Origin of the sequence: Propionibacterium acidifaciens DSM 21887, from assembly GCF_000426605.1 — a bacterium.
Lineage (GTDB): Bacteria > Actinomycetota > Actinomycetes > Propionibacteriales > Propionibacteriaceae > Propionibacterium > Propionibacterium acidifaciens.
The window spans coordinates 210388-232776 of sequence record NZ_AUFR01000001.1 but is presented as its reverse complement, the minus strand read 5'-3'; the positions used below and the strand labels follow the sequence as shown (position 1 = coordinate 232776).

Below are 22389 nucleotides of genomic sequence, written 5' to 3'. Positions count from 1 at the left end.
TCCCCTCCTAGTGCGCGCGGGGCCGGCGGCACCCCCCGCCGGGCGGCTCAGAGCCTGCTGACGTATTCCTTCTTGAGCTGGCGGGCGATCACCACGGACTGGATCTGGTTGGTGCCCTCCATGATCTGGAAGACCTTGGCGTCGCGCATGAGCTTCTCGACCGGGTACTCCTTGGTGAAGCCGTTGCCGCCCATCACCTGGACTGCGTCCGAGACGACCTCCTGCTGGAGATCGGTGACGAACTGCTTGGTGATCGCGCCGTCCTTCTGCACGTCCAGACCGAGGTCGACTCGGCGCATCGTCTGCTGCACCAGCGCCCGGCAGGCCACGACCTTGGCCGACATGCGCGCCAGGATGTCCTGCACCATCTGGAACTCGAAGACCGGCCGGCCGAACTGCTCGCGCTGCAGGGCGTAGACGGTCGCCTCGTCGAGCGCCCGCTGCATCATGCCGACCGCGATGGTGGCCATGAAGGGGCGGGAGACGTCCAGGCCCGACATCGCGATCTTGAAGCCGTCGCCCTCGGCGCCCACCAGGTGATCGGCCGGCACCCGGACGTCGTTGAGGATGAGATCGCAGGTGTTGGAGGTGCGCAGACCCATCTTGTCCTCGTGCTCGCCATGGCTCAGCCCCTCACGGCCGGCCTCCACGAGGAAGGTGGAGATGCCGCGGTGCCCGGCCTCGGGATCGGTCTTGGCGGAGATCAGGTAGATGTCGGCGATGCCGCCGTTGGTGATCCAGCACTTCTGTCCGTTGAGCACGTAGTCGTCGCCGTCGCGCACGGCGCTGGTCCGGATGGCCGCCGCGTCCGAGCCGGCGCCCGGCTCGCTGATCGCGAAGCAGCCCAGACCGCCGTCTGCGATCGTGTCGGCGAACAGCCGCGCCTGCTCCCCGGTGCCGGCGAGCATGACGTTGCGGAAGGCGACGAAGGTGGAGACCAGGGTGATGGCGTAGCCGGCGTCCACCTTGCCGAGCTCCTCGAAGACCATGGCGCCGGTCTGGAAGTCGATGCCCGAGCCGCCGTACTCCTCGGGCAGCTCGAGCATGTGCAGTCCCAGCTCGAAGGCGGACTGGAAGTCGGCCGCCTCGCACTGGGAGTCGCGATCGCGCTGGGCGACGTGGGGGGACACCTCGCGCCAGACGAATTCCCTGATGGAGTCGAGCAGCAGCTGCTGCTCGTCGGTGAGTGGCTGGTTCATGATGCCCTTTCTTGCTGGTGCTGCTGGTGGGAGGACCGTGGGCCGATGCCCGCGTTCCCGCGGTGGCCGGACCTTCGGGGGAGGGCGGGAGCGGCGGCGCGCAGGCGCGCGTACTCCTGCTCGTCGAGCGGGGCCGCCCCGTGACGTCCGAGCTGCGGTCCGGGGACGCGGGAGGTCTCCGGGGACAGGGCCGCAGCGAGCGCGGCGAGCCCTGTGATGCCCAGGGTCATGGCCCCGATGACGAGCACGATCACCGCCTGGCGGGTGCCGGGCGGGCAGAGCGCCGCGAAGACCATCGCCATGAGGGAGGAGGCCGCGGTGCCGATGTTCTGCCCGATCGCCATGCCGGTGACCCTGGTGGAGGCCGGGAACTGCTCGGGGAAGAAGGCGGGGAAGACGGCGTTGTAGCCCTGGTAGAGGGTGCCCCACATGAGCAGCGCCAAGCAGATCGTCAACCACAGGATGCCCTGGGTGATGGCCCACAGGTAGAGGAAGGAGAAGGCCCCCGAGCTGAGCGCCCCGCCGATGATCAGGGGGCGGCGGCCCAGACGATCGGACAGTCGCGCGGCGACGGGGATCACGAGCACCGCCACGCAGTTGCCGAGCACCGGGATCCACAGATAGACCGAGGCCGGCCAGCCGATGCCGTAGGCCTGCTGGGTGGCCAGAGAGGCGCCGAAGACCGTCGCCGTCACCGGGACGATGTTGGTCAGCGACATCGCGAAGACGCGCAGCACCGTTCCCGGGCTCTGGGTGAGGACGCGGCGGATCGGCGGCACCGCGGGGGCGTCGGCGGTCCTGGACTCCACCGTGCGCAGCCGCACGGAGAAGCCCACCACGATGAGCAGGGCGCTGAGCAGGAAGGGCAGACGCCAGCCCCAGGCCCGGAAGGCCTCCCGGGGCAGCAGGGCGGACAGCGGGATGAACACCAGCGCGCCGAAGATCTGCCCGATCTGGGCGCCCTGGAGGGTCACCGAGGCGCGTGAGCCGCGTACGCCGAGCGGGGTCTGCTCGATGATCAGGGTGGACGATCCGGAGATCTCGCCGGCGACGGCGAAACCCTGGACGAGTCGGCACAGCACCAGCAGCAGGGGAGCGGCGATGCCGATCCGGTCGTAGCCGGGCAGCAGTCCCACCGCGAAGGTGGCGGCGCCCATCAGCGCCATGGTGAGAATGAGGGTGAAGCGCCGCCCCACGCGGTCGCCGAGCCCGCCCAGCACGAAGGCGCCGATGGGGCGCGCCACATAGCCCACGCCGAAGGTGCCGAGCGAGGCGATGATCGCCTGAGCGGGATCGGTGGGGGAGAAGAAGAACTCCGGGAAGACGATCGCCGCGGCCTGCGTGTAGATGAAGAAGTCGTAGAACTCCAGGGCCGAGCCGATGGCTCCGGAGCGGGCCGCGATGCGGCCCCGCTCCGGAGCGGGGCCGCGCTCCGCGGCGCCCGGCGCCCATGGACGAGGCATTCGTGCCCATCCTCCCTGTGCCCCGAAGACCGGTGCCCCCGGGATCGATGTGGTGCGGGGCGCCGGCCGGCGCACCCCGCGGTCGGCCGGCGCCCACGGCTCAGGCGAGCGGCGTGGTCGCCAGGACTCCCTCGGAGGCGAGGATCTCGCCGATCCGCTGCTCGCTGTACCCGAGCTCGGCGAGCACCGTCTCGGAGTCGGAGCCCTGGGCCCGGGTGAGCCTGAGCTCGGGATCGCCCTGCGAGCTGAAGCGCACCGGGTTGGTCGGGATCATCCGCTCGTTCCCGCTCGGGCAGGTCACCGTGCGCAGCACGTCGTTGGCCCTGGCCTGCTCGTCGACGTAGATGTCGGTGGGCAGCTGGCAGGTCTCGATCGGCACGTCGTTGTCCAGCATCAGCTCGATCCAGTGGGCGCGGTCCCGCGTGGCGAAGGCCTCGTCCATGATGTCGACCACCTCGCCGTTGAGCCCCTTCGCGTTGAGCTCGTCGCAGTTGCTGTAGCGGCTGTCGCCCACCAGATCGTCGCGGCCGAGGAGCCTCATGAGCTTGTCGAAGTCGCGATCGTACTCCGGCGCGCACAGCGTCATGAGCAGGCCGTCGCCGGCCGCGTAGGTGTTGTTGAAGGGATTGATCACCTCGCGGCGGTCCTTCGGGTACTCGTTGCCGTACTGGGCCGAGATCATCGCGGTGTTGAGCATGAACGCGCCCGAGTGGAACAGGGAGGTCGTCACGTAATCGCCCCGGCCGCTGCGCTCCCGTCCCAGCAGCGCCGCGAGGATCCCGGCCGCCAGCACGAAGGAGACCTGGAAGTCGCCGTAGCCGTTGGGCGGGATCATCGGCCGGCTGCCCCGGTTCACCGTGGTGCCCAGCACGCCGCCGCGCGACATGCACGCGGTCATGTCGAAGCCGGGCGCGTCCTTGAGCGGGCCCTTGGCGCCGAAACCGAGCACCTGGGCCATCACCAGGCGGGGGAACCTGACGTGCAGGGTCTCGAAGTCGTAGCCGAGCTTGACCAGCGATCTGACGCGGGTGGAGGTGAGGAAGACGTCGGCGTCGGTGAGCAGCCGGTCCATCACCTCCCGGCCCGTGTCCTTGCGCAGGTCCACCGTGATGAAGCGCTTGTTCATGTTGGACATGTCGAAGCCGAGGTTCTCGTCGTCGGTGTACGGCGTGCCGAACACGGCGCCCTGGGTGCGCCCAGGATCGCCCTTGGGCGGTTCGACCTTGATCACATCGGCACCCCACTCGCCGAGCACGCGGGCCACGGTGGGGGCCGCCAGGAAGGCCGTCATGTCGACGACCCTGATTCCACTGAGCGGATTCATGCCCATGTCACTGCCTTCTCGGGGGAGCATCGCGGTCACGGCCTCCACAGATCCCCGCCGGTGTCGATCAGTCCGCGGGCGGCAGTGGTGCGCTGCACGGTGGGCGGGCCCTCCTCGAGCCACATGGCGCGGCAGTCGCGGTAGAGGCGCTCGACGGGGCCGTACTCGCACTCCTCGAAGTAGCCGATGCCGCCGAGGATCTCGAGCATGTTGTCGGAGACGACCTTGACGCCGTCGATGGAGGCGAGCTTGCACAGCGAGGCCTGGGTCATCGGGTCCTCGCCCGCGTCGTAGCGGCGGGCCGCGTCGTGGATGGCCGAGCGCAGCAGGTAGACCCATTTGCCGGACTCGGCGATCATCGTCTGGATGGCCTGGCGCTTGACCAGCGGTTTGCCGAAGGTGATGCGCTCCTTGGCACGGGCGATCGAGATCTCGAGCATCCGCTGGGCCATGCCCAGGTTCGAGTCGGCGATGTGAAGCCGGGACAGGCCGAGCGAGTACATGGCCACGTGCAGGCCCTCACCCACCTCGCCGAGGCGATACTTGTCGGGCACGCGGCAGTCGGTGAAGCGCAGCCCCGCGTGGCCGGCGCCGCGGCAGCCCATCATGTGGGGCATGTCGACGACCTCGTAACCGGGGGTGTTGAAGGGCACGAAGAAGGCGGTGAGCCTCTTGTCCTTGTCGGCCTCGGGATTGGTCAGGGTGATGAGATAGGTGCCGTCGGAGCAGTCCGTGTGGGAGATCAGGGTCTTCTCGCCGTTGATCACCCACTCGTCGCCGTCGCGCCTGGCGTTGGTCCTGATGTCGGCGCCGGAACCCGCCTCCTTCTCGGTCAGGGCGAAGTTGACGAACAGCGTCTTGTCCTGGAAGCGGGGCATGGCCCATTCCTTGAGCTCGGGCTGGGCGAAGTCGTCCATGATGCGCCAGTTGAGGCCGGCCGCGTGGTGCAGGTGCATGCGCATGCCGCCGGGCCCGCGCGAGAACTCCTCCTGCACCTTCATGATCTGCAGGGTCGACATGCCCCAGCCGCCGTACTCCTCCGGCATGTAGAAGCGGTACAGGTTGTGCTTCCTGGCGAGTTCGTAGAACTCGTCGGGGAACTTGTTGGTCACCTCGATCTCGAGTTGCATCTCGTCGAACGGGCCCTCGGCGAGTTCCCGGATCTCCATGAGGTACTGCTGGAACTCTTCCTCGTTCTGCGGCTTCTCGGTAAGCATTGCCTCTCCTTTGGTGACCGTCCTGGGTGACATCCGGTGTCAACGCCCGCCGGTGGCTCAGCAACTTTGCGAACTATCCGGATAGAACAAAAGGTTAGCGGCCCGGCCCCCGTCTGTCAGGGGACCATGGTCCCGTGCCCGCCCCGCTCCGACGAAGACACGGCAGGGCCCGGGGCCGCTCCCTCGGCCCCGGGCCCTGCCGACGTCCCATGCTCCGCTCGTCGCCTTCTCGCCCCACCGCTCGAAGCAGTGGGAGACGTCGTGGCGGTATGCCACGACGGCGGTGGCTGGTGCGGGCCGGGAGGTGACGACCTGGCCGCACAACTGACATGAAGGTGCTGCCCGGGGAACGCGACCAGGATTTCATGGTTCGTCAGCAGGGCGCGCATCGATCGCCTCACGGGCTCCTCGCGTTCGAGGGCCTGGTCGGACCGCATGACGAGCGTCCCGGGCCCCCGGTGGGCGGCACCATCCGCTGGTGGATGCCCCGTCACCTCGACCCCGGGGTGCCGCTCGTCCGCGAACAGCGCCTGAAGCCGCGCCTTACCGGTGAAGGACCCGGCGCCGGTGCGGAGAGCGCTGCGGGCCTGGTGGAGCGGCTCGTCCTTGCGACCTCTCCGCCCGGACGCGCCGTGCTGAACCCGGCGGCGGCACTCGTCGAAGGCGTCACCGGCGAGCCGGACGACGTGGGGCGGGACCACCGCCGCAACCGTGCCGGGCAGCTCCTCGCCGACGGCGGTCCTGCAGCCGGCGAGCCCGACCCGTCGCGACGACCCCAGCCCCGTCTCGCCAGGCCCTGATGGCCTGGGGGGCTTCATCGGCAGGGGTCACGAGAACGTATCCGACCCGGGAGCCGATCTCGTGACCGACTGCCAGGCCCGACCGGGGGGCCTGAGGACTCCTCTGCTCAAGGACGAGCAAAGACCCGCGTCACACGGATTACCGTGACGCGGGTTCGAGCGGGAGGTTGATGGTCGGGCTGACAGGATTTGAACCTGCGACCCCTTGACCCCCAGTCAAGTGCGCTACCAAGCTGCGCCACAGCCCGCCGGGCCGTCGTCCGGCCCGTCGCTGAACTTTAGCCCAGGTCGACACCGCTTTTCCAGTCGGCCCCCTCGGGCGGCGTCGCGGCGGACGGGTCGGGCCCCGGATCGGCGACGGGCGGGTGCAACCGCGGTCGCACCCCGCGAGCCCCCGGGCGGCGGGCCCCGGGCCCGGGCAGCGCCTCGGCGGCTCGCCCCTGACGAGGCCGGGCCCCTCCGATCCGGGGTCTTCGTCGTCCGCGCGCCCCACCTGTGCGTTCACTTGTAGAAGAATGGACGGGGCCACGACCCCCTAGGGGATCTGAAAGAATGCGGCGCATCGGGCCATACCCCCAGCGCCCAACGATCGATTGCAACGGAGGAATCGGCATGGAAGTGGACACCGTCCTGGAAGTCGAGAGGGAGTTCGCCCACCCGCGTGAAGTGCTGTTCAGGGCGTTCACCGAACCGGCCTCGTTCAGCCAGTGGTTCGCCCCGACGGGCTGGCACGTCCTGCCCGAGTCCGTGGAGCTGAACCCCCAGCTGGGCGGGCGCATCCGCCACACGAAGGTGCGCGACGACGACCCCGGGAAGATCTGGGTCGTCGACGGCGTCTACACCGAGGTCTTCTACCCGGACGTGCTCGTCACCAAGCAGCGCATCTCCGGCATCCCCGGCATCGATCCGAGCAGGCCCGTCGAGCTGCGCGTCGAGTTCACCCGCCTGGGCCAGGGCAAGACGCTGCTGCGGATCGTCCAGGGGCCCTACACGGAGCAGGCCGCTCTCGACTACTCGGACGGTTGGGAATCCATTCTCGACCATCTCCAGAGCCATCTCACCACCTCCAAGGACGACGCACGATGAGCGGAACCACCACGACCGTCAGAACCACCACGACCGTCATCAGGCGCAAGCCGATGATGTCGATGAAGCAGATCCTTCTCATGAACCTGGGCTTCTTCGGCATCCAGTACTCGTTCGGCATGCAGCAGACGACCATCAACCCGATCTACAACTTCCTCGGCGCCTCGGCCGACGAGCTGCCTCTGCTCAACATGGCGGGCCCGATCACCGGCCTGTTCATCCAGCCGCTCATCGGCGCGCTCTCCGACCGCACGTGGAGCGAGCGCTGGGGCCGACGCAAGCCCTTCTTCATCATCGGCGCCATCGGCTGCGCCGTGTGCCTGTTCTGCTTCCCGTTCGTCTCGGCGATCTGGATGGCCGCGCTGCTCCTGTGGCTGCTCGACGCCTCGAACAACACGGCCATGGAGCCCTACCGCGCCTTCATCGCCGACAGGCTGCCCCCGAGCCAGACGGCCAAGGGCTTCCTGGCGCAGAGCTTCTTCGCCGGCCTGGGCATCACGCTCGCCAACGTCTCCCTGTTCCTCTTCCAGCACGTCCTGTCCGGCATGACCGCCGCGGGCCTGCCGTACTGGGTGTTCGGCTCGTTCATGCTCGGCTCGGTCTGCTCGATCGGCACGGTCCTCGTCTCCGTGCTGACCACCCCCGAGATCCCGCCCTCCCCGGAGGAGCTGGCGCGTCTGCGCTCGAAGCAGAACGGCAACGCCCTGGCGGGCATCTGGACGGCCCTCGTCGAGATGCCGACCCAGCTGCGCAAGCTCGCCCTGGTCTACCTGTTCCAGTGGTACGCGATGAACGTCTACTGGCAGTACGTCTCGCTGTCGGTCGCCAAGAGCGCCTTCGGCACGACGGACACCCATTCGGCCGCCTACGAGTCGGCCGTCACCTGGACCGGGCTCATCAACGGCGGCTACAACGTCGTCACTTTCTGCGTGGCCTTCTCGCTGGTCGCCTTCGCCAAGAAGCACGGCGCCAAGTACGTCCACGCGTCCTGCCTGATGCTCGCGGTGATCGGCCTGCTGATCTTCCCTCACCTGGGCAACAAGTTCCTGCTGTTCCTGCCGATCATCGGCCTCGGCATCGCCTGGGCGTCCATCATGGGCGTGCCGTACATCATGGCCGTGCGCATGGTGCCGTCCAGCCGCTACGGCGTCTACATGGGCATCATCAACATGATGATCGTCATCCCGCAGCTGCTCGAGACCTTCACCTTCGGTGCGGTCTACAAGCACCTGCTCGCCTCGAACCCCGCCAACGCCGTCACCTTCGCCGCGGTCCTGCTCGGCTGCGCCGCGCTGGCCATGCTGTGGATCAAGGAGCCCCCGATCGTGCGCGACGTGGACGACGTCACCGCCCCCGCCAAGATCCAGCTCGGAGAGGACTGATCATGGAACTCGATCGTTACAGGAAGATCCTCGTCGGCACCGACGGTTCCTCGCTGGCCGGGCCGACCGTCACCCGCGCTGCCCGCCTGGCCGTGGCGGACGACGCGGATCTCATCGTGGTCTGCGCCTACACGAAGATGCTGGCCCGCGAGGCCGCCAGGGAGCCGAACCTCGAGGGCTCGGTCGCCACGCTCGGCCAGGTGCCCGGTTCGGAGGCCGCCACCCAGGCGATCCGGGACGCCATGAAGGTCGCCCACGAGGCGGGCGCCCGGGTCACGGCGGCCCTGCTCGTGGACGCCGACCCCGTCGCCGCGATCCTCGAGACGGCCCGCGACCACCGGGTCGACGCCATCGTCCTCGGCGCCATCCGCGACACCTCGGTCGTCGGACGGCTGCTCGGCAATGTGTCCTCCGCGGTTGTGCGCCGCGCCCACCGCGACGTGCTCGTCGTGCGCCCCGTCGAGGGCTCCGAGGAGCCGAACGTGGCCGAGGACGTCGAGATCGCCCCGACCTCGGAGGACTGAACGATGGTCCCTGACGCCTCCGCACGGCAGAGCCTCGACCTGCGCTGGGAGCGCTACTCCCCCCAGATCGCCGTCTCGCTGGCGCGCCTGTTCCCCGACCGCGCCACCGAGGTGACGGCCCGCCTGCGCCAGATCCTCGAGAGGGGCATCGCGCAGCGCTCGCCCGAACTGCGACGTCTCGACGAGGCCCGGCTGCTGCGCCCGGACTGGCTGCAGCAGCCCGACATGGTCGGCTACGTCTGCTACGCCGATCGTTTCGCCGGAAACCTGCGGGGCGTCAAGGACCACGTCGACTACCTGGACGGGCTCGGGGTGCGCTATCTGCACATCATGCCCTTTCTCGAACCCAGGCCGGGTGCGAACGACGGCGGCTACGCCGTGGCCGACTACCGCACCATCCGCCCCGACCTGGGCACCATGGACGACCTCGAGGAGCTCACCGCCGAGCTGCGGGCGCACCGCATCTCCCTGGTGATGGACCTGGTCATCAACCACGTGGCGGCCGAGCACGAGTGGGCGGTCCGGGCCAGGGCGGGGGAGGCCGCGTACCGCGACTACTTCCTCATGTACCCCGACCGCTCCATCCCGGACGCCTACGAGCGCACCCTCCCGGAGGTCTTCCCCGACTTCGCGCCGGGCAACTTCACATGGAACGAGCAGGCGAACGCCTGGGTGTGGACGACCTTCAACGACTACCAGTGGGACCTGAACTGGGCGAACCCCGACGTCCTGTGCGAGTTCGTCGACCTCATGTGCTGGCTGGCGAACAAGGGCGTCGAGGTCTTCCGCCTGGACGCCATCGCCTTCACCTGGAAGCGCATGGGCACCAACTGCCAGAACCAGCCCGAGGTGCACGACCTGACCCAGATCATGCGCGCCTGCATGCGCATCGCCGCCCCGTCGGTGGCCTTCAAGGCCGAGGCGATCGTCTCGCCCGAGGACCTCATGGCCTATCTCGGCACCGGCGAGCACTATGGTCTGGTCTCCGACATGACCTACCACAACGAGCTCATGGTGCAGCTGTGGAACTGTCTGGCCACCGCGGAGTCCCGGATGGCCGAGGTCGCGCTGTCGACCATGCCGACGAAGCCGCCGTCCACGACATGGGCCACCTATGTGCGCTGCCACGACGACATCGGCTGGGCGATCTCGGACGCCGACGCCGCGGCGGTGGGCGTGGACGGCTACGAGCACCGCCGCTTCCTCTCGGACTTCTACTCCGGTCAGTACAAGACCTCGTTCGCCCGGGGCCTGGTCTTCCAGGCCAATCCGCTCACCGGCGACCGGCGCATCTCCGGCTCGGCGGCCAGCCTGGCCGGCCTGGAGAAGGCCTTGGAGGAGGGCGACGAGCACGGCGTCGGCATGGCCATCGCCCGCATCGTGCTCATGTACACGCTCATCTGCGGATACGGGGGCGTGCCGCTCATCTACATGGGCGACGAGCTGGGACTGCTCAACGACATGGACTACGGCTCCGACCCGGCCCACGCCGACGACAACCGCTGGGCCCACCGCCCCTTCATGGACTGGGCGCTGGTCGAGCGGGTCGCCGCGGACGAGGACCTGCCGGCCGCCCGACTCAACAGGGCGCTCCGACACGTGCTCCAGGTGCGGGCGGCGACGCCGCAGGTGCACGCCTCGTTCGCCGCCCGGGTGCTCCCGAGTCCCGATCCGCGCGTCCTCATCCTCGTGCGGGACCACCCGCTGGGCCCGCTCGTCGAGGTCTACAACATGAGCGAGCAGACGGTCCAGCTCCACCACAGCGTGCTCACCCAGCATCTCGGCTACGACGCTCGCGAGCTGATCGGCGGTTACACCTACGACCTGCGCCCGGCCACCATCGACATCTGGCCTTACCAGGCGGCCTGGCTGACCGCGCTCTGAGACCATCGCCCCCGGGCCCGCCGACTTGTCAGCGGGCCCGGTTTGCGAGATGGTCGGACGGAGAACCGCGAGGAAGGACGACCGTGCCCGAACGCATGAACGTGGAGAGCTTCAACCTGGACCACCGCGCGGTGGCGGCGCCGTTCGTCCGGGTCGCCGATGTGAAGCGGCTGCCCGACGGCGACGTGCTCACGAAGTACGACGTGCGCTTCTGCCAGCCCAACCGTGAGCACCTCGAGATGACGGCCGTGCACTCGATCGAGCACTCCTTCGCCGAGTGCGTGCGCAACCACAGCGACGCCGTCATCGACTTCGGCCCGATGGGCTGCCAGACCGGCTTCTACCTCATCATGGTGGGCGAGCCCGACGTGCCCGCCACCTGCGAACTCGTCGAGCGGACCCTGCGCGACGTCCTCGCCCTGACCGAGGTGCCCGCGGCGAACGAGATCCAATGCGGCTGGGGCGCCCATCACAGCCTTGACGCGGCCCGGGCCGCGGTCTCCGAGATGCTCGCCCACCGCGACGAGTGGGAGCAGGTCATGGCCTGAGCGCCCACCGCGGTGCCCGGCAGGCCCGGGCACCGCGGGCGCATCAGGTGCTTCGCAACGGAGGGAGCCGTCCGATGGCCGGTACGGGCAACGGGCCGACACGCATCGAGGCGATCGACCGCGCCCTGGTGCTGCTCGACGACCTGTCGCGGCTCGGGACCGCAGGCTCCTCCCTCGCCGACATCTGCGCGCGCGTCGGCATGAACAAGTCGACCGCCTACCGCGCCCTGTCGACCATGCGCTGCCGCGACTACGTCCAGCAGGACCCCGAGTCGGGGAGCTACACCCTCGGCCCGGCGGCGCTGGCCCTCGCCACCCGCCACTTCGAGGGCGACTCCCTCGCCTCGGGCATGCACCCGGCGCTCGTCGCCCTGTCCCGCGAGGTCGACGAGCTCGTCCACCTCGGCGTGATGCGGGGCGACCGGGTCGTCTACCTCGACAAGGTCGAGCCCTCGCGCACGATCCGCGTGTGGTCCGACATCGGCCGCACGGTCCCGGTCGCCGACACCGCGCTGGGCCGGGCCATCCTCGCCTTCACGGCCGTCGAGCGCCAGCAGCTGGACGCCTACGTCCCGGCCGGCGGACCGGAGCGCGCCGACCGGTTGTGGGGGATGATCGGCTTCGCCCGCGGGCACGGCTACTCCTTCGAGGTCGAGGAGAACGAGCCGGGCATCGCCTGCCTCGGCGTGCCACTGCTGCGCGGAAACCAGCCGGCCGGGGCCATGAGCGTGACGACCTTCGCATCCACGTTCACCGCCAGGCGCCGCACCGAGCTGCTCCGGGCCGTCCGGGACGTCGTCCCGCCCCTGCTCCCGGTCGGCATCGCCCTGCCGGCACTGCACGTGTGAGGCCCGGGGCGGCGCGACCGAACCGCCCGACGGACCCGGCGGGCGGTGCGCCCCGCGTGATCCGCCCTGCGCCTCGGGCGGCCCCGCCCCGATGCTCCCTACCCACGGCCTCCGCGGCCCTCGAGCCGGAATCGACGCCCACGAGGCGTATGCTGCAACTGTTTCTTGGAGCAAATCCCGAGTTTCATTATATGAAACATCCAGCGTGTGGAGCCCGGGTGCCACGAACCGAAGGGAAACCGCAATGCCAGTGGACCTGCCCGCCATCACAGCCCACAGGATCATCCCCGTCGTCGTCCTCGACCGCGCCGATCGGGCCGACGGCCTCGCCCGGGCCCTCGTCGCCGGGGGACTTCCCGTCGCCGAGGTGACCTTCCGCACCGACGCGGCGGCCGAGTCGATCGCGGCCATGGCCGCCCGTGGCGATCTGCTCGTCGGCGCGGGGACCGTCCTTGCCGTCGAGCAGGTGCACCGCGCCCTCGCCGCCGGCGCGAGCTTCATCGTCAGCCCCGGCTACAGCCAGGCGGTCGTCGACGAGTGCCTCGGGCTCGGCGTGCCGGTCCTGCCGGGCGTCGCGACCGCCACCGACATGACCGCCGCCGTCACCTCCGGCCTCTCGACCGTCAAATTCTTCCCGGCCGCCGCCCTCGGCGGCCCGGCGACCATCAGGGCCCTGTCCGGCCCGTTCCCCGGGGTGCGGTTCGTGCCCACCGGCGGCATCGCCGCGGACACCGTGGGCCAGTACCTGGCCCTCGACCGCGTCCCCGCCGTCGGCGGCTCCTGGATGGTCCCGACGGGGCTCGTCGACGCCGGCGAGTTCGACCGCGTCACCGGGCTCGTCGCCGAGGCCGTCGACACCGTCCGGGCGCTGCGACCCGGCCCCGGGCGGAACGACCCGAGCGAAACGAAACGAGGAGAATGACGATGACTGCCGACATCACCCTGCGCCCCGCGGAACGGTGCGCCTTCGACGCCGCGGGCCTCGGCGAGGTCATGCTGCGACTGGACCCCGGCGAGGGCCGCATCCGCACCGCCCGGGCCTTCCGGGCCTGGGAGGGCGGCGGCGAGTACAACGTGATCCGCGGCCTGCACAAGGTCTTCGGCCTGCGCACCACCGTTCTGACGAGCCTCGTCGACAACGAGATCGGCCACCTGGTCGAGGACTTCGTCGAGGCCGGCGGCGTCGACACCTCGAACATCGTCTGGGTTCCCGGCGACGGCGTGGGGCGCACGGTCCGCAACGGCCTGAACTTCACCGAGCGCGGCTTCGGCGTCCGCGGCTCGGTCGGCGTCTCCGACCGCGGCAGCACCGCCGCCTCGCAGGTCAGGGCCGAGGACTTCGACCTCGACGGGCTGTTCACCGGGGCCGGCGTGCGCTGGCTGCACACCGGCGGCATCTACGCGGCGCTCTCCGAGCAGGCGGCCCGGACCTGCCTCGACGTCGTCAGGGCGGCCCACGAGGCCGGCACGACCGTCTCCTACGACCTGAACTACCGCCCGAGCCTGTGGCGGGCCATCGGCGGGCAGGAACGCGCCCGCGAGGTCAACCGGGAGCTCGCCCGCTACGTCGACGTCATGATCGGCAACGAGGAGGACTTCACCGCCGCCCTCGGCTTCGAGGTCGAGGGCGTGGACGAGGACCTCACCGACCTGCCGGTCGAGGGCTTCGGCGCCATGATCGAGACCGTCGCAGCGGCCTACCCGAACATCGGGGTCATCGCCACGACCCTGCGCGGGGTGCGCTCGGCCTCCCGCAACGACTGGGGCGCTCTCGCCTGGAGCAGGCACGACGGCCTCGTCCAGGCCGCCCGGCGCGAGGGCATGGAGATCCTCGACCGCGTCGGCGGCGGCGACTCCTTCGCATCCGGGCTCGTCTACGGCCTGCTGACCGACGAGCCGCTGGCCACCTGCGTCGAGTACGGCGCGGCTCACGGCGCCCTGGCCATGACGACCCCGGGCGACACCTCGATGGCCTCCCTCGCCGATGTGCTCAGGCTGGCCGGCGGCGGCAACGCCCGCGTCGACCGCTGAGCCCGCCACCGACCGCGTCCACCGCAGGACGCAGTGTCCGTCCCCCGGAGGATTGAGGCCTCCCCGTCCCGTGCCCGCCCGGGGGAGCGGCGGCCCCCGGGGTGGGCACGGGGCTCGGCGGGTCGGGTGCCGGCCCCGAGTCCCGGTGGTGAGAAAATCCACCGGTGAGTTCCCAGCAGAGCGCCCCGGCCCGCACGGCGCGCATCCGCGTCGAGCGGCGCCGGTGGTGGGGGCTCGTCGTCCTCTCCGTCGCGCTGCTCATGGCCTCGATGGACAACACGATCCTCAACATCGCCCTGCCGACCCTGGCACGCGAGCTGCACGCCACCAACGACGCCCTGCAGTGGACCGTGGACTCCTACCAGCTCACCTATGCGGGCTTCCTGCTCGTGGCCGGCAGCCTCGTCGACCGCTGGGGGCGCAAACGCACCTTCACGACGGGCGTCGCCCTGTTCGGCGCCTGCTCGGTCGTGGCCGCCCTCTCCCGCGGCACGGTCATGCTCGTCGCGGCGCGCGCCCTCACCGGCGTCGGCGCGGCCCTGCTCACGCCGTCGACGCTTGCCGAGGTCTCCGTCCTCTTCCGCCGCCCCGCCGAGCGGACGACGGCCTTCGCCATCTGGTCCGGCGCCAACGGCGCCGGGGCGGCGGTGGGCCCGCTGCTGTCGGGCGCCCTCCTGGCGCACTTCGGCTGGTCGTCGATCTTCCTCGTCAACGTGCCGCTCGCCGTGCTCTGCCTCCTAGGGGGCGTCTGGATGCTGCCGCACGCCGCGCCCGAGCGCGCCGACGAGCGCATCGACTGGCTCGGCATGGCCGCCTCGATCATCGGCCTGTCGGTGCTGTGCTGGGCCGTCATCTCCGCGCCCGGCCTCGGCCTGGCCTCGCCCCTCGTCATCGGCGCCGCGCTCGTCGGCCTCGTCGTGCTCGGCCTGTTCGTCTGGGTGCAGATGCGGGCCGAGGCCCCGCTGCTCGACCTGAGCCTGTTCGCACGGCGACCCTTCGCCGTCTCCGTCGCGGTCTCGGGCCTGGTCACCGGCGGGGGAGCGGGCGCCCTGTTCGTCCTGACCCAGTACATGCAGTACGTCCTCGCCTTCACGCCCTGGCAATCCGGGCTGGCGATCATGCCCGTCGCGGCCTGCATGCTCGTCGGCGCGGTGAGCGCCCCGAAGGTGCTCGGCGCGATCGGCATCAAGCGCACCGTCATCGCCGGGCTCGTCCTCGTCGCCCTCGGATTCGGAGCCCTGGCCGTGACCGGTTCGTCGATGGCCTACTCGCACCTCGTCGTCGGGGCCTGCGCCTTCGGCCTGGGGGCCGGCATGCTCATGCCGGCCGCGACGCAGGCCGTCATGGACTCCCTGCCGCCGGCCTCGGAGGGCGCGGGCTCGGCCACCAACAGCGCGCTCATGCAGGTGGGCAGCGCCCTCGGGGTCGCCGTCATCGGCAGCCTGCTGGCCTCGACCTACCGGGCCCGGCTCGCCGGCAGCGCGACGGTCGGGGCCCTCGACGGGGCGACCCGCGAGAAGGTGCTGAGCTCGGCCGGCGAGGCCTTCCCCATGGCCTCGGCCCGCGGCATGGACGAGCTGGTCGTCACCATGCGCGAGGCCTACTCCTCGGGGACGGCCCTCGGCCTGGGCGTCTGCTCGGGCGTCGTCGCCCTCGCCACCGTCGCGGTCGCCGCCCTCTACCCGGCGCACGCCCGGCCCGAGGCGCCGGTTGCGGAGCGGCCCGCCGACACGGCCCGGGTCTGACCGCCCGGCGCCACGCCCGGAATGAGCGGTCCTCCGGCTCCGGACGGGCCGGGCTATAGTTCTTCCGACGATCAATGTGCCCGGGGTCGGTGAAAACCCGAACCGGCGGTGACAGCCCGCGAACCAGCCCAGAGCTGGCCGAACCGGTGGGATTCCGGTGCCGACGGTGACAGTCCGGATGGGAGAGCACGTGCGGGCCCTCGCGGGTCGCGGCCGGACGGCCGCGCAGCCCGACGCGCGCCCGGGCCGCGCCCCGGTCATGACGCGATGACGGGAGAGACGCGGCCGATGAGGACGATCAAGGCGGTTCGGGCGGCGATGCCCCTGGGGCTGCGCATCGGTGCGCCCGTGGTCGTGCTCGTCGTCCTGCTCGCCGCCTGGCAGTTCGTCGCCTCCTCGGGCACCGTCCCGACCGCCCTGCTCCCCGGCCCGGGCCGGGTCCTCGCCCGCCTCGTCGCCGATCTGCGGACCGGTGCCCTCCTGCACCGCACGCTCGCGACGATCTGGGAGGCCGTGCTCGGCTGCGCCCTCGCGACCGTCGTCGCCCTGCCGATCGGCTATCTCATCGCCCATCTCCGCTCCGCCGATGCCGCGTTCTCGCCCTATCTGGCCGCCTCGCAGGCGATCCCGGCCGTGGCGCTCGCACCGCTGCTGGTCATCTGGGTCGGCTACGGGCTGACGCCGATCGTCCTGCTGTGCACCCTGCTCGTCCTCTTCCCGCTCGTCCTGTCGACGGTGCTGGGCCTCCGCACCATCGACGACGAGATCACCGAGGCCGCCGAGCTCGACGGCGCCTCCGGGCCGGCGATGATCGTCCACATCGAGGCGCCGATGGCCCGGGCCGCGATCCTCACCGGCATACGCAACGGCTTCACCCTGTCCATCACCGGGGCCGTGGTCGGCGAGTTCGTCATGGGGGGCAAGGGCCTGGGCATGATCGTGTCGGTCGAGTCGGCCACCGCCGACACCACCGGGCTGTTCGCCACGCTCATCGTGCTGTGCGCGCTCGCCGTCGCCATCCACGCCGCCCTCACGCTCGTGGAGCGCCTCACCGACCCCTACCGCGCCTCCGACGGCGCGGGCCCCGGCGCAGAGCCGGGGCCCGTCCTCGGGCGTCCGCTGCCCTCCGCGGCCGCGGTCGACGGCCCGCACGCCGCCCCGGACCGTCCGGGCCCCGGCGCCCGCATCCCTGACGAGGAGCTGATCGCATGATCCCTTCCCGCGCCCGCCGTCTGCGGCGGGCCCTGCTGCTGGCCCTGGGCGTGGCGCTCGTCGCCACGGCCTGCTCTGGGACCGGAGGGTCCGCGTCGTCCGCGTCCTCCTCGGGCGGCGCGCCGCTCGTCGTGGGCCTCACCTACACGGCCGACATCCAGTTCTCGCCGTTCTACGTGGCGGCCGAGAAGGGCTACTTCGCGGACGAGGGCCTCGACGTGACGCTGCGCCACCACGGCGGCTCCGAACCGCTGCTGGGCGCCCTGCAGGCCGGGGACGAGGACGTCGTCTACGCGGGCGGCGACGAGATGATGGTCAACCGCTCCCAGGGCGTCGACGTCGTCGACGTCGCCACGATCTACCAGAGCTACCCCGGCGAGCTCATCGTCCCGGCCGACTCGCCGATCACCTCCCTGGCCGACCTGCGCGGCCACTCGATCGGGGTGCCCGGCGAGTACGGCGAGACCTGGTACACGCTGCTCGCACTGCTCGACGAGGCCGGCCTGAGCCGCGACGACGTCGACATCCGGACCATCGGCTTCACCCAGCAGTCGGCCCTCATGACCGGCAAGGTGGACGCCGTCGTCGGCTTCTCCAACAACGACGCGGTCCAGTTCGAGCAGGCCGGCTTCGGCATCCGCGAGATCGCTCCCGGCGAGGGCACCCCGCTGGTCGGCCTCGGCCTGGGCGCCATGGCGGACACCGTCGCCGGGCGGGGCGACGAGCTCGCGGGCCTGCTGCGCGCGCTCCGCCGCGCCGCCGCGGACTGTGCCGCCGACCCGGACGGGGCCGTCGACCTGTCCGCCCGGTACGTCACCACGCTCACCGACGACGAGCAGCGCGCGAGGGCCAGGGCGACCCTCGAGGCCACCAACGCCCTGTACGGGGACGACTTCGGCGCCCAGCACGACGACCGGTGGAGCGCCATGAGCGTCTTCCTCGCCGACAAGGGCATCACCGCCGAGCCCGTCGACCCGGCCGCCGCGCACACCTCACCGGGCTGAGCCGCCGGGCCCCGTGTCCGCGCCCGGCGACGGTGCACCGGAGGGCGCGGCACCGGCGACTAGAGTTGGGCCGCGAACCCGGCGCCGCGGGACGGCGCGCGTACCGAGTCCCCAGGAGTGAGTCCATGACATCGGCCGAGCCCAGGACGCTCGTCGAGACGAAACGGATCCGGCTGTTCGACCGGACCAGGCCTCTCGACTTCGTGCACGGGGGACGGCTTGAGGAGGTCACCGTCGCCTACGAGACCTACGGCACCCTGAACAAGGCCCGCGACAACGCCGTCTACATCTGTCACGCCCTCACCGGCGACGCCCACGCCGCCCTCTGGCACGAGGGCGACGCCCGTCCCGGCTGGTGGGACGTCATGATCGGGCCGGGCAAGGCCATCGACACGAACCGCTGGTTCGTCATCTCCTCGAACCTCCTCGGCGGCTGCCGGGGCACGACCGGCCCGTCCGACCTCGACCCGGCCACCGGCGAGCCCTACGGCCTGGACTTTCCCCTCCTCGACATGCACGACTTCGTCACCGTGCACCGGACGCTCATGCGCGCCCTCGGAGTGGACCACCTCCATGCGGCCGTCGGCGGCTCCCTCGGCGGCATGCAGGTGCTCGACTGGTCGCTGACCCACCCCGGCGACATGGACCAGGCGGTCGTCGTGGCCAGCTCCAGCCGGCTGACGGCCCAGAACATCGCCTTCAGCGCCGTCGGCCGCGAGGCCATCATGCGCGACGAGAACTTCCACGACGGACGCTTCGTCGTCGAGGGCACGAGCCCTGACGTCGGCTTGGCCGTGGCACGCATGATGGCGCACATCACCTACACGAGCGAGGAGGGCTTCGAGGAGAAGTTCGCCCGCCGCCCCCAGCACGACGACCGCCGTCCCGGCTTCGGCGTCGACTTCGCCGTCGAGAGCTACCTCGACCACCAGGGCGCCGTCTTCGTGAATCGCTTCGACGCCCTCAGCTATCTGTACCTGACCCGCGTCATGGACTACTTCGACCCGTTCGCCGACCCCACCGCCATGGACGCGGTGGCCGGCACCGGCCTGAAGTACCTGGTCATGAGCTTCGACTCCGACTGGCGCTTCGGCACCGCCCACTCGCGCCGCATCGTCCGCCAGCTGCAGTCTCGGGGCCTGCCGGTCAGCTTCCGCGAGATCAGGGCGCCCTGGGGCCACGACTCCTTCCTGCTGCCGATCGGCCCCTACCTCGACACCGTCCGGGCCTTCCTCGAGCAGCCGACCAGACCCCGACCGAGCATCCACCGTCATCGTCTGGGGAGGCACCGCTGATGCCATCGGACCGTCTCACGCAGGGCCTGCTGCGTCACGACCTGCAGTCGGTGGCCGCGCTCGTCGACCGGGGCGAACGGGTCCTCGACCTCGGCTGCGGGGACGGCGACCTGCTCGCCTACCTCATCGGCGCCATGGACTGCACCGGCACGGGCGTCGAACGGGATCCTGGGGCCGTCATGGCGGCCATCGGCAGGGGGGTGCCGCTGGTCGAGCTCGACCTCGACACCCAGCTCGACGAGTTCGGCGACGACTCCTTCGACGTCGTCGTCCTCTCGCGCACCCTCCAGGCCGTGCTCCGGCCGAAGGAGGTCATCACGCAGATGCGCCGCATCGGCCGGCGCCTCATCGTGACCATGCCGAACTTCGGCTACTGGCGTCACCGGCTGCGTCTGCTGAGCGGCCGCATGCCCCAGAGCAGGGACCTTCCGTACACCTGGTACGACACCCCGAACCTGCACCACACGACGCTCGTCACCCTCGAGGAGTTCTTCGACGAGTGCGGGCTCGACGTCGAGCGGCGCATCCCCCTGGACGGCGCGGGCCGCCGGCCCCGGGCCGGCGGACGTCTCCTGCAGCACGGCGCGAACCTGCTCGCGGGCTCGGCGATCTACGTGCTGGCCCGCCGCGGCTGATCCGGCAGGCCGGCACGACGAGCGAGCCCCACCGCCGCCCGCGCATCGCCGGGGTCCACGGCACCGGCCTCGACAGGACCGTCGAGGAGTCGGAGCCGTCACCGGTCCCCGGGACGGCTCGAGTGCGCATGCTGCTCACGGGGTGGTCCGTGCCGAGCCCGACGGGCCCCTCACCGCCTCCCGTCGGACAGGGCCGAGGCCCCGTCACGCCGCGTCCGAGCCGTTCCGCACCGCCCCGTGGGCAGCATGCGGTCACCCGGCCCGGCGCCCGGCGACTCTGCGACAATGACGGCCATGGAGTCGACAGACCAGAAGATCCTCGCGCTGCTGTCCAGGGAGGGTCGGATGTCCTTCACCGACATCGGCCGCGAGACCGGTCTGTCCACCTCCGCGGCGCAGCAACGGGTGAGACGTCTGGAGCAGCGCGGCTTCATCACCGGGTACCGGGCACGGATCGACGGGAAGGCCCTCGGCCGGTCCCTGGTGGCCTTCATCAGGATCATGCCCCTCGGCCAGCTCACGGACGACTCCCGCATCGTCGAGCTGCTCGAGCAGATGCCCGAGATCACCTCCTGCTACTCGGTGGCTGGCGACGCCAGCTACCTGTGCCGGGCGGAGATCGGCACTCCGGAGGAGCTCGACGGCCTGCTCACCCGGATCCGCCTCGCGCAGTCCGTCGCCACCTCGACCACTGTGGTACTGCGCACCATGTTCGCCGACAAGCCGCTCGTCGACTGGCCCGACGAGCCGTGAGGACGTCCGGCCGCACCGTCCACCGGGGACGGCTCCCGCTCGCGGCGGGCGTCGGCGGCCCGGCGACGATCGACCCGCCCCGGTGCTCCTCGACCCTGCTGTCCCTCGCCGCCGGTGTCCTCCTCGCCCTGGCCTTCCAGCCCTACGGCCTGTGGTTCACCGCGCCGGGCGGGGTCGGGCTGCTGTGCTGGCTGTCCCGTCAGGGGCGGCTGCGCCACGCCGTCGGGTCCGGCTTCCTCGCGGGCCTGGTCCAGTACGCGATGACGGTCGGCTTCGAGTACGTCGTGGACTGGTGGCTGCCGCTGCTGCTCGTGCCCGTCCTGGCCCTGTGGGTGGGGCTGGTCGCCGCGGTGCAGCACCTCGTCCAGCGCCTACGGTTGTGGCCGCTGTGGGCGGCCGCCGCGTGGACGGCGGCCGAGGCCGGAGCCCAGCGCTTCCCGCTGGGCGGCTTCGCCTGGGACCGGCTGGGCTTCACCGCCGCCGACGCCCCGTTCGGGGGCTTTCTGTGGGTGCTCGGCGCCGCCGGCACCGGGTTCGTCGTCGCACTGACCGGCACCGTGCTGCTCGCCGCCTGCGATCTGCTGCGGGCCGGCCGGCCCCGGCGCGCCAGGGCGCTCGTCCCGACGGCCCTGGCCCTCCTGCTGCTCGTCGGCGGGGGAGCACTGCGCGCCGTCCCCGTACGGGGGCCCGACGAGGGCGAGGTGACGATCGCCGTCGTCCAGGGCGGCGTCGACGGCTCGGCCGGCCCCCGCACGACGGGCTATGCGCGCTCCGTGACGGACAACCACGTCTCCGAGACGATCATGGCGATGGCCCGCGCCCGCACGGGCCTCGACCCGATGCCCGATCTCGTGCTGTGGCCGGAGAACTCCACCGACATGGACCCCAACAACGACCAGCGGACCCGCGAGCTGATCGACCGGGCCAGGGCCATCGCCGGACGGCCGATCCTCGTGGGGGCCGTCACCGACGGGCCGGGCGCCGACGAGCGGCAGACGACAGCCCTGTGGTGGACGGCCGTCGGCGAGACGAGCCGCTACGCGAAGCGCAACGCCGTGCCCTTCGGCGAGTACACGCCGATGAAGAGACTCGTCCTCGCGCTGGTGCCGATGGCCCGGCAGGTGGGCCGTCAAACCGTGCCGGGCACCGGACCGGGCGTCGTCGAGGGCGACCTGGGCGACGGGCGACGGCTCGCCGTCGGCGACATCATCTGCTACGAGCTGGCCTTCGACTCCACCGTCTACGACACCGAGCGCGCCGGCGGCCGGGTGGTGACCGTCCAGTCGAACAACGCCACCTACTCGGGCACCATGCAGCCCTACCAGCAGTTCTCCATCACACGCGTCCGGGCCATGGAGATGCGCCGCGAGATCGTCGTGTCGACGACCAGCTCGTACTCGGGCCTCATCGGCGCCGACGGCTCCGTCCTGGCCCGCAGT

19 protein-coding genes, 1 tRNA gene, 1 pseudogene and 1 riboswitch are annotated in these 22389 nt (G+C 71.0%); of the genes and pseudogenes, 16 read left to right on the top strand and 5 right to left on the bottom strand.

What is annotated here, in order from left to right; translation table 11 throughout:
* Positions 1-47 precede the first annotated feature (47 nt).
* The 4 genes from K336_RS0100975 to K336_RS0100960 form a co-directional block, all read right to left on the bottom strand.
* Positions 48-1199 (bottom strand): acyl-CoA dehydrogenase family protein, encoded by a 1152-nt coding sequence (locus K336_RS0100975; protein WP_021796284.1) that lies wholly within the window; start codon positions 1197-1199, stop codon positions 48-50.
* Positions 1196-2662, bottom strand: a complete 1467-nt coding sequence (locus K336_RS13455) for an MFS transporter (protein WP_081660463.1) — start codon at positions 2660-2662, stop codon at positions 1196-1198. Before K336_RS13455 ends, K336_RS0100975 begins: the two co-directional genes overlap by 4 nt.
* A 100-nt stretch (positions 2663-2762) precedes the next feature.
* Positions 2763-3992 carry a CaiB/BaiF CoA transferase family protein gene (locus K336_RS0100965; protein WP_021796298.1) on the bottom strand — a complete coding sequence of 410 codons (1230 nt, stop codon included), beginning with the start codon at positions 3990-3992 and terminating at the stop codon, positions 2763-2765.
* A gap of 29 nt (positions 3993-4021) precedes the next feature.
* Positions 4022-5203 (bottom strand): acyl-CoA dehydrogenase family protein, encoded by a 1182-nt coding sequence (locus K336_RS0100960; protein WP_028706047.1) that lies wholly within the window; start codon positions 5201-5203, stop codon positions 4022-4024.
* 365 nt (positions 5204-5568) lie between these two features.
* Between K336_RS0100960 and K336_RS19555 the strand changes: the two genes are divergently transcribed.
* On the top strand, positions 5569-6003 hold the full coding sequence (locus tag K336_RS19555) for a hypothetical protein (protein ID WP_233418683.1): 435 nt from the start codon (positions 5569-5571) through the stop codon (positions 6001-6003).
* Between the two features lie 171 nt (positions 6004-6174).
* Here K336_RS19555 and K336_RS0100950 read toward each other — a convergent pair.
* Positions 6175-6251 (bottom strand) — tRNA-Pro (locus K336_RS0100950).
* A 364-nt stretch (positions 6252-6615) separates the two neighbouring features.
* Here K336_RS0100950 and K336_RS0100945 point away from each other — a divergent pair.
* The 15 genes and pseudogenes from K336_RS0100945 to lnt form a co-directional block, all read left to right on the top strand.
* Positions 6616-7089, top strand: coding sequence for an SRPBCC family protein (locus K336_RS0100945; RefSeq protein ID WP_028706045.1), 474 nt, complete (start codon positions 6616-6618; stop codon positions 7087-7089).
* Positions 7086-8471 carry an MFS transporter gene (locus tag K336_RS0100940; protein WP_081660461.1) on the top strand — a complete coding sequence of 462 codons (1386 nt, stop codon included), beginning with the start codon at positions 7086-7088 and terminating at the stop codon, positions 8469-8471. The genes K336_RS0100945 and K336_RS0100940 overlap by 4 nt, the downstream gene beginning before the upstream one ends.
* A 2-nt stretch (positions 8472-8473) precedes the next feature.
* Complete coding sequence (locus K336_RS0100935; RefSeq protein WP_021796310.1) at positions 8474-8995, top strand: universal stress protein; 522 nt, start codon at positions 8474-8476, stop codon at positions 8993-8995.
* 3 nt (positions 8996-8998) lie between these two features.
* Entirely contained in the window at positions 8999-10879 is a 1881-nt protein-coding gene (locus K336_RS0100930) for an alpha-amylase family protein (protein ID WP_021796294.1), read from the top strand.
* Between the two features lie 95 nt (positions 10880-10974).
* A complete protein-coding gene (locus K336_RS0100925) occupies positions 10975-11427 on the top strand; it encodes an S-ribosylhomocysteine lyase (RefSeq protein ID WP_043120082.1) in 453 nt (150 codons plus the stop codon).
* Positions 11428-11501: 74 nt separating this feature from the next.
* Complete coding sequence (locus tag K336_RS0100920) at positions 11502-12275, top strand: IclR family transcriptional regulator (protein WP_021796286.1); 774 nt, start codon at positions 11502-11504, stop codon at positions 12273-12275.
* Between the two features lie 244 nt (positions 12276-12519).
* A complete protein-coding gene (gene eda / locus K336_RS0100915; RefSeq protein ID WP_028706043.1) occupies positions 12520-13197 on the top strand; it encodes a bifunctional 4-hydroxy-2-oxoglutarate aldolase/2-dehydro-3-deoxy-phosphogluconate aldolase in 678 nt (225 codons plus the stop codon).
* A gap of 2 nt (positions 13198-13199) precedes the next feature.
* Positions 13200-14306 carry a sugar kinase gene (locus K336_RS0100910; protein ID WP_021796323.1) on the top strand — a complete coding sequence of 369 codons (1107 nt, stop codon included), beginning with the start codon at positions 13200-13202 and terminating at the stop codon, positions 14304-14306.
* Positions 14307-14470: 164 nt separating this feature from the next.
* Positions 14471-16051 carry an MFS transporter gene (locus K336_RS13450; protein ID WP_021796290.1) on the top strand — a complete coding sequence of 527 codons (1581 nt, stop codon included), beginning with the start codon at positions 14471-14473 and terminating at the stop codon, positions 16049-16051.
* A gap of 72 nt (positions 16052-16123) precedes the next feature.
* Positions 16124-16245: riboswitch (FMN riboswitch) on the top strand.
* A 94-nt stretch (positions 16246-16339) separates the two neighbouring features.
* Positions 16340-17263, top strand: coding sequence for an ABC transporter permease (locus K336_RS13445; RefSeq protein WP_081660460.1), 924 nt, complete (start codon positions 16340-16342; stop codon positions 17261-17263).
* Positions 17260-18267 (top strand): ABC transporter substrate-binding protein, encoded by a 1008-nt coding sequence (locus tag K336_RS0100895; RefSeq protein WP_043149924.1) that lies wholly within the window; start codon positions 17260-17262, stop codon positions 18265-18267. The genes K336_RS13445 and K336_RS0100895 overlap by 4 nt, the downstream gene beginning before the upstream one ends.
* 125 nt (positions 18268-18392) lie before the next feature.
* Positions 18393-19562, top strand: coding sequence for a homoserine O-acetyltransferase MetX (gene metX, locus K336_RS0100890; RefSeq protein WP_021796258.1), 1170 nt, complete (start codon positions 18393-18395; stop codon positions 19560-19562).
* Complete coding sequence (metW, locus tag K336_RS0100885; protein WP_021796253.1) at positions 19562-20197, top strand: methionine biosynthesis protein MetW; 636 nt, start codon at positions 19562-19564, stop codon at positions 20195-20197. The genes metX and metW overlap by 1 nt, the downstream gene beginning before the upstream one ends.
* Before the next feature lie 294 nt (positions 20198-20491).
* Positions 20492-20950 carry an Lrp/AsnC family transcriptional regulator gene (locus K336_RS0100880; protein ID WP_028706040.1) on the top strand — a complete coding sequence of 153 codons (459 nt, stop codon included), beginning with the start codon at positions 20492-20494 and terminating at the stop codon, positions 20948-20950.
* Positions 20947-22377: pseudogene (lnt, locus tag K336_RS19550) on the top strand (apolipoprotein N-acyltransferase); the annotation flags it as partial. The gene K336_RS0100880 and the pseudogene lnt, both read left to right, overlap by 4 nt.
* Positions 22378-22389 lie beyond the last annotated feature (12 nt).

What these genes read in the sequence shown, in the direction of transcription:
- K336_RS0100975 (WP_021796284.1), bottom strand. Translation starts at nt 1,199, where the DNA reads ATGAACCAGCCACTCACCGACGAGCAGCAGCTGCTGCTCGACTCCATC.
- K336_RS13455 (WP_081660463.1), bottom strand. Translation starts at nt 2,662, where the DNA reads ATGCCTCGTCCATGGGCGCCGGGCGCCGCGGAGCGCGGCCCCGCTCCG.
- K336_RS0100965 (WP_021796298.1), bottom strand. Translation starts at nt 3,992, where the DNA reads ATGGGCATGAATCCGCTCAGTGGAATCAGGGTCGTCGACATGACGGCC.
- K336_RS0100960 (WP_028706047.1), bottom strand. Translation starts at nt 5,203, where the DNA reads ATGCTTACCGAGAAGCCGCAGAACGAGGAAGAGTTCCAGCAGTACCTC.
- K336_RS19555 (WP_233418683.1), top strand. Translation starts at nt 5,569, where the DNA reads ATGGTTCGTCAGCAGGGCGCGCATCGATCGCCTCACGGGCTCCTCGCG.
- K336_RS0100945 (WP_028706045.1), top strand. Translation starts at nt 6,616, where the DNA reads ATGGAAGTGGACACCGTCCTGGAAGTCGAGAGGGAGTTCGCCCACCCG.
- K336_RS0100940 (WP_081660461.1), top strand. Translation starts at nt 7,086, where the DNA reads ATGAGCGGAACCACCACGACCGTCAGAACCACCACGACCGTCATCAGG.
- K336_RS0100935 (WP_021796310.1), top strand. Translation starts at nt 8,474, where the DNA reads ATGGAACTCGATCGTTACAGGAAGATCCTCGTCGGCACCGACGGTTCC.
- K336_RS0100930 (WP_021796294.1), top strand. Translation starts at nt 8,999, where the DNA reads ATGGTCCCTGACGCCTCCGCACGGCAGAGCCTCGACCTGCGCTGGGAG.
- K336_RS0100925 (WP_043120082.1), top strand. Translation starts at nt 10,975, where the DNA reads ATGAACGTGGAGAGCTTCAACCTGGACCACCGCGCGGTGGCGGCGCCG.
- K336_RS0100920 (WP_021796286.1), top strand. Translation starts at nt 11,502, where the DNA reads ATGGCCGGTACGGGCAACGGGCCGACACGCATCGAGGCGATCGACCGC.
- eda (WP_028706043.1), top strand. Translation starts at nt 12,520, where the DNA reads ATGCCAGTGGACCTGCCCGCCATCACAGCCCACAGGATCATCCCCGTC.
- K336_RS0100910 (WP_021796323.1), top strand. Translation starts at nt 13,200, where the DNA reads ATGACTGCCGACATCACCCTGCGCCCCGCGGAACGGTGCGCCTTCGAC.
- K336_RS13445 (WP_081660460.1), top strand. Translation starts at nt 16,340, where the DNA reads ATGAGGACGATCAAGGCGGTTCGGGCGGCGATGCCCCTGGGGCTGCGC.
- K336_RS0100895 (WP_043149924.1), top strand. Translation starts at nt 17,260, where the DNA reads ATGATCCCTTCCCGCGCCCGCCGTCTGCGGCGGGCCCTGCTGCTGGCC.
- metX (WP_021796258.1), top strand. Translation starts at nt 18,393, where the DNA reads ATGACATCGGCCGAGCCCAGGACGCTCGTCGAGACGAAACGGATCCGG.
- metW (WP_021796253.1), top strand. Translation starts at nt 19,562, where the DNA reads ATGCCATCGGACCGTCTCACGCAGGGCCTGCTGCGTCACGACCTGCAG.
- K336_RS0100880 (WP_028706040.1), top strand. Translation starts at nt 20,492, where the DNA reads ATGGAGTCGACAGACCAGAAGATCCTCGCGCTGCTGTCCAGGGAGGGT.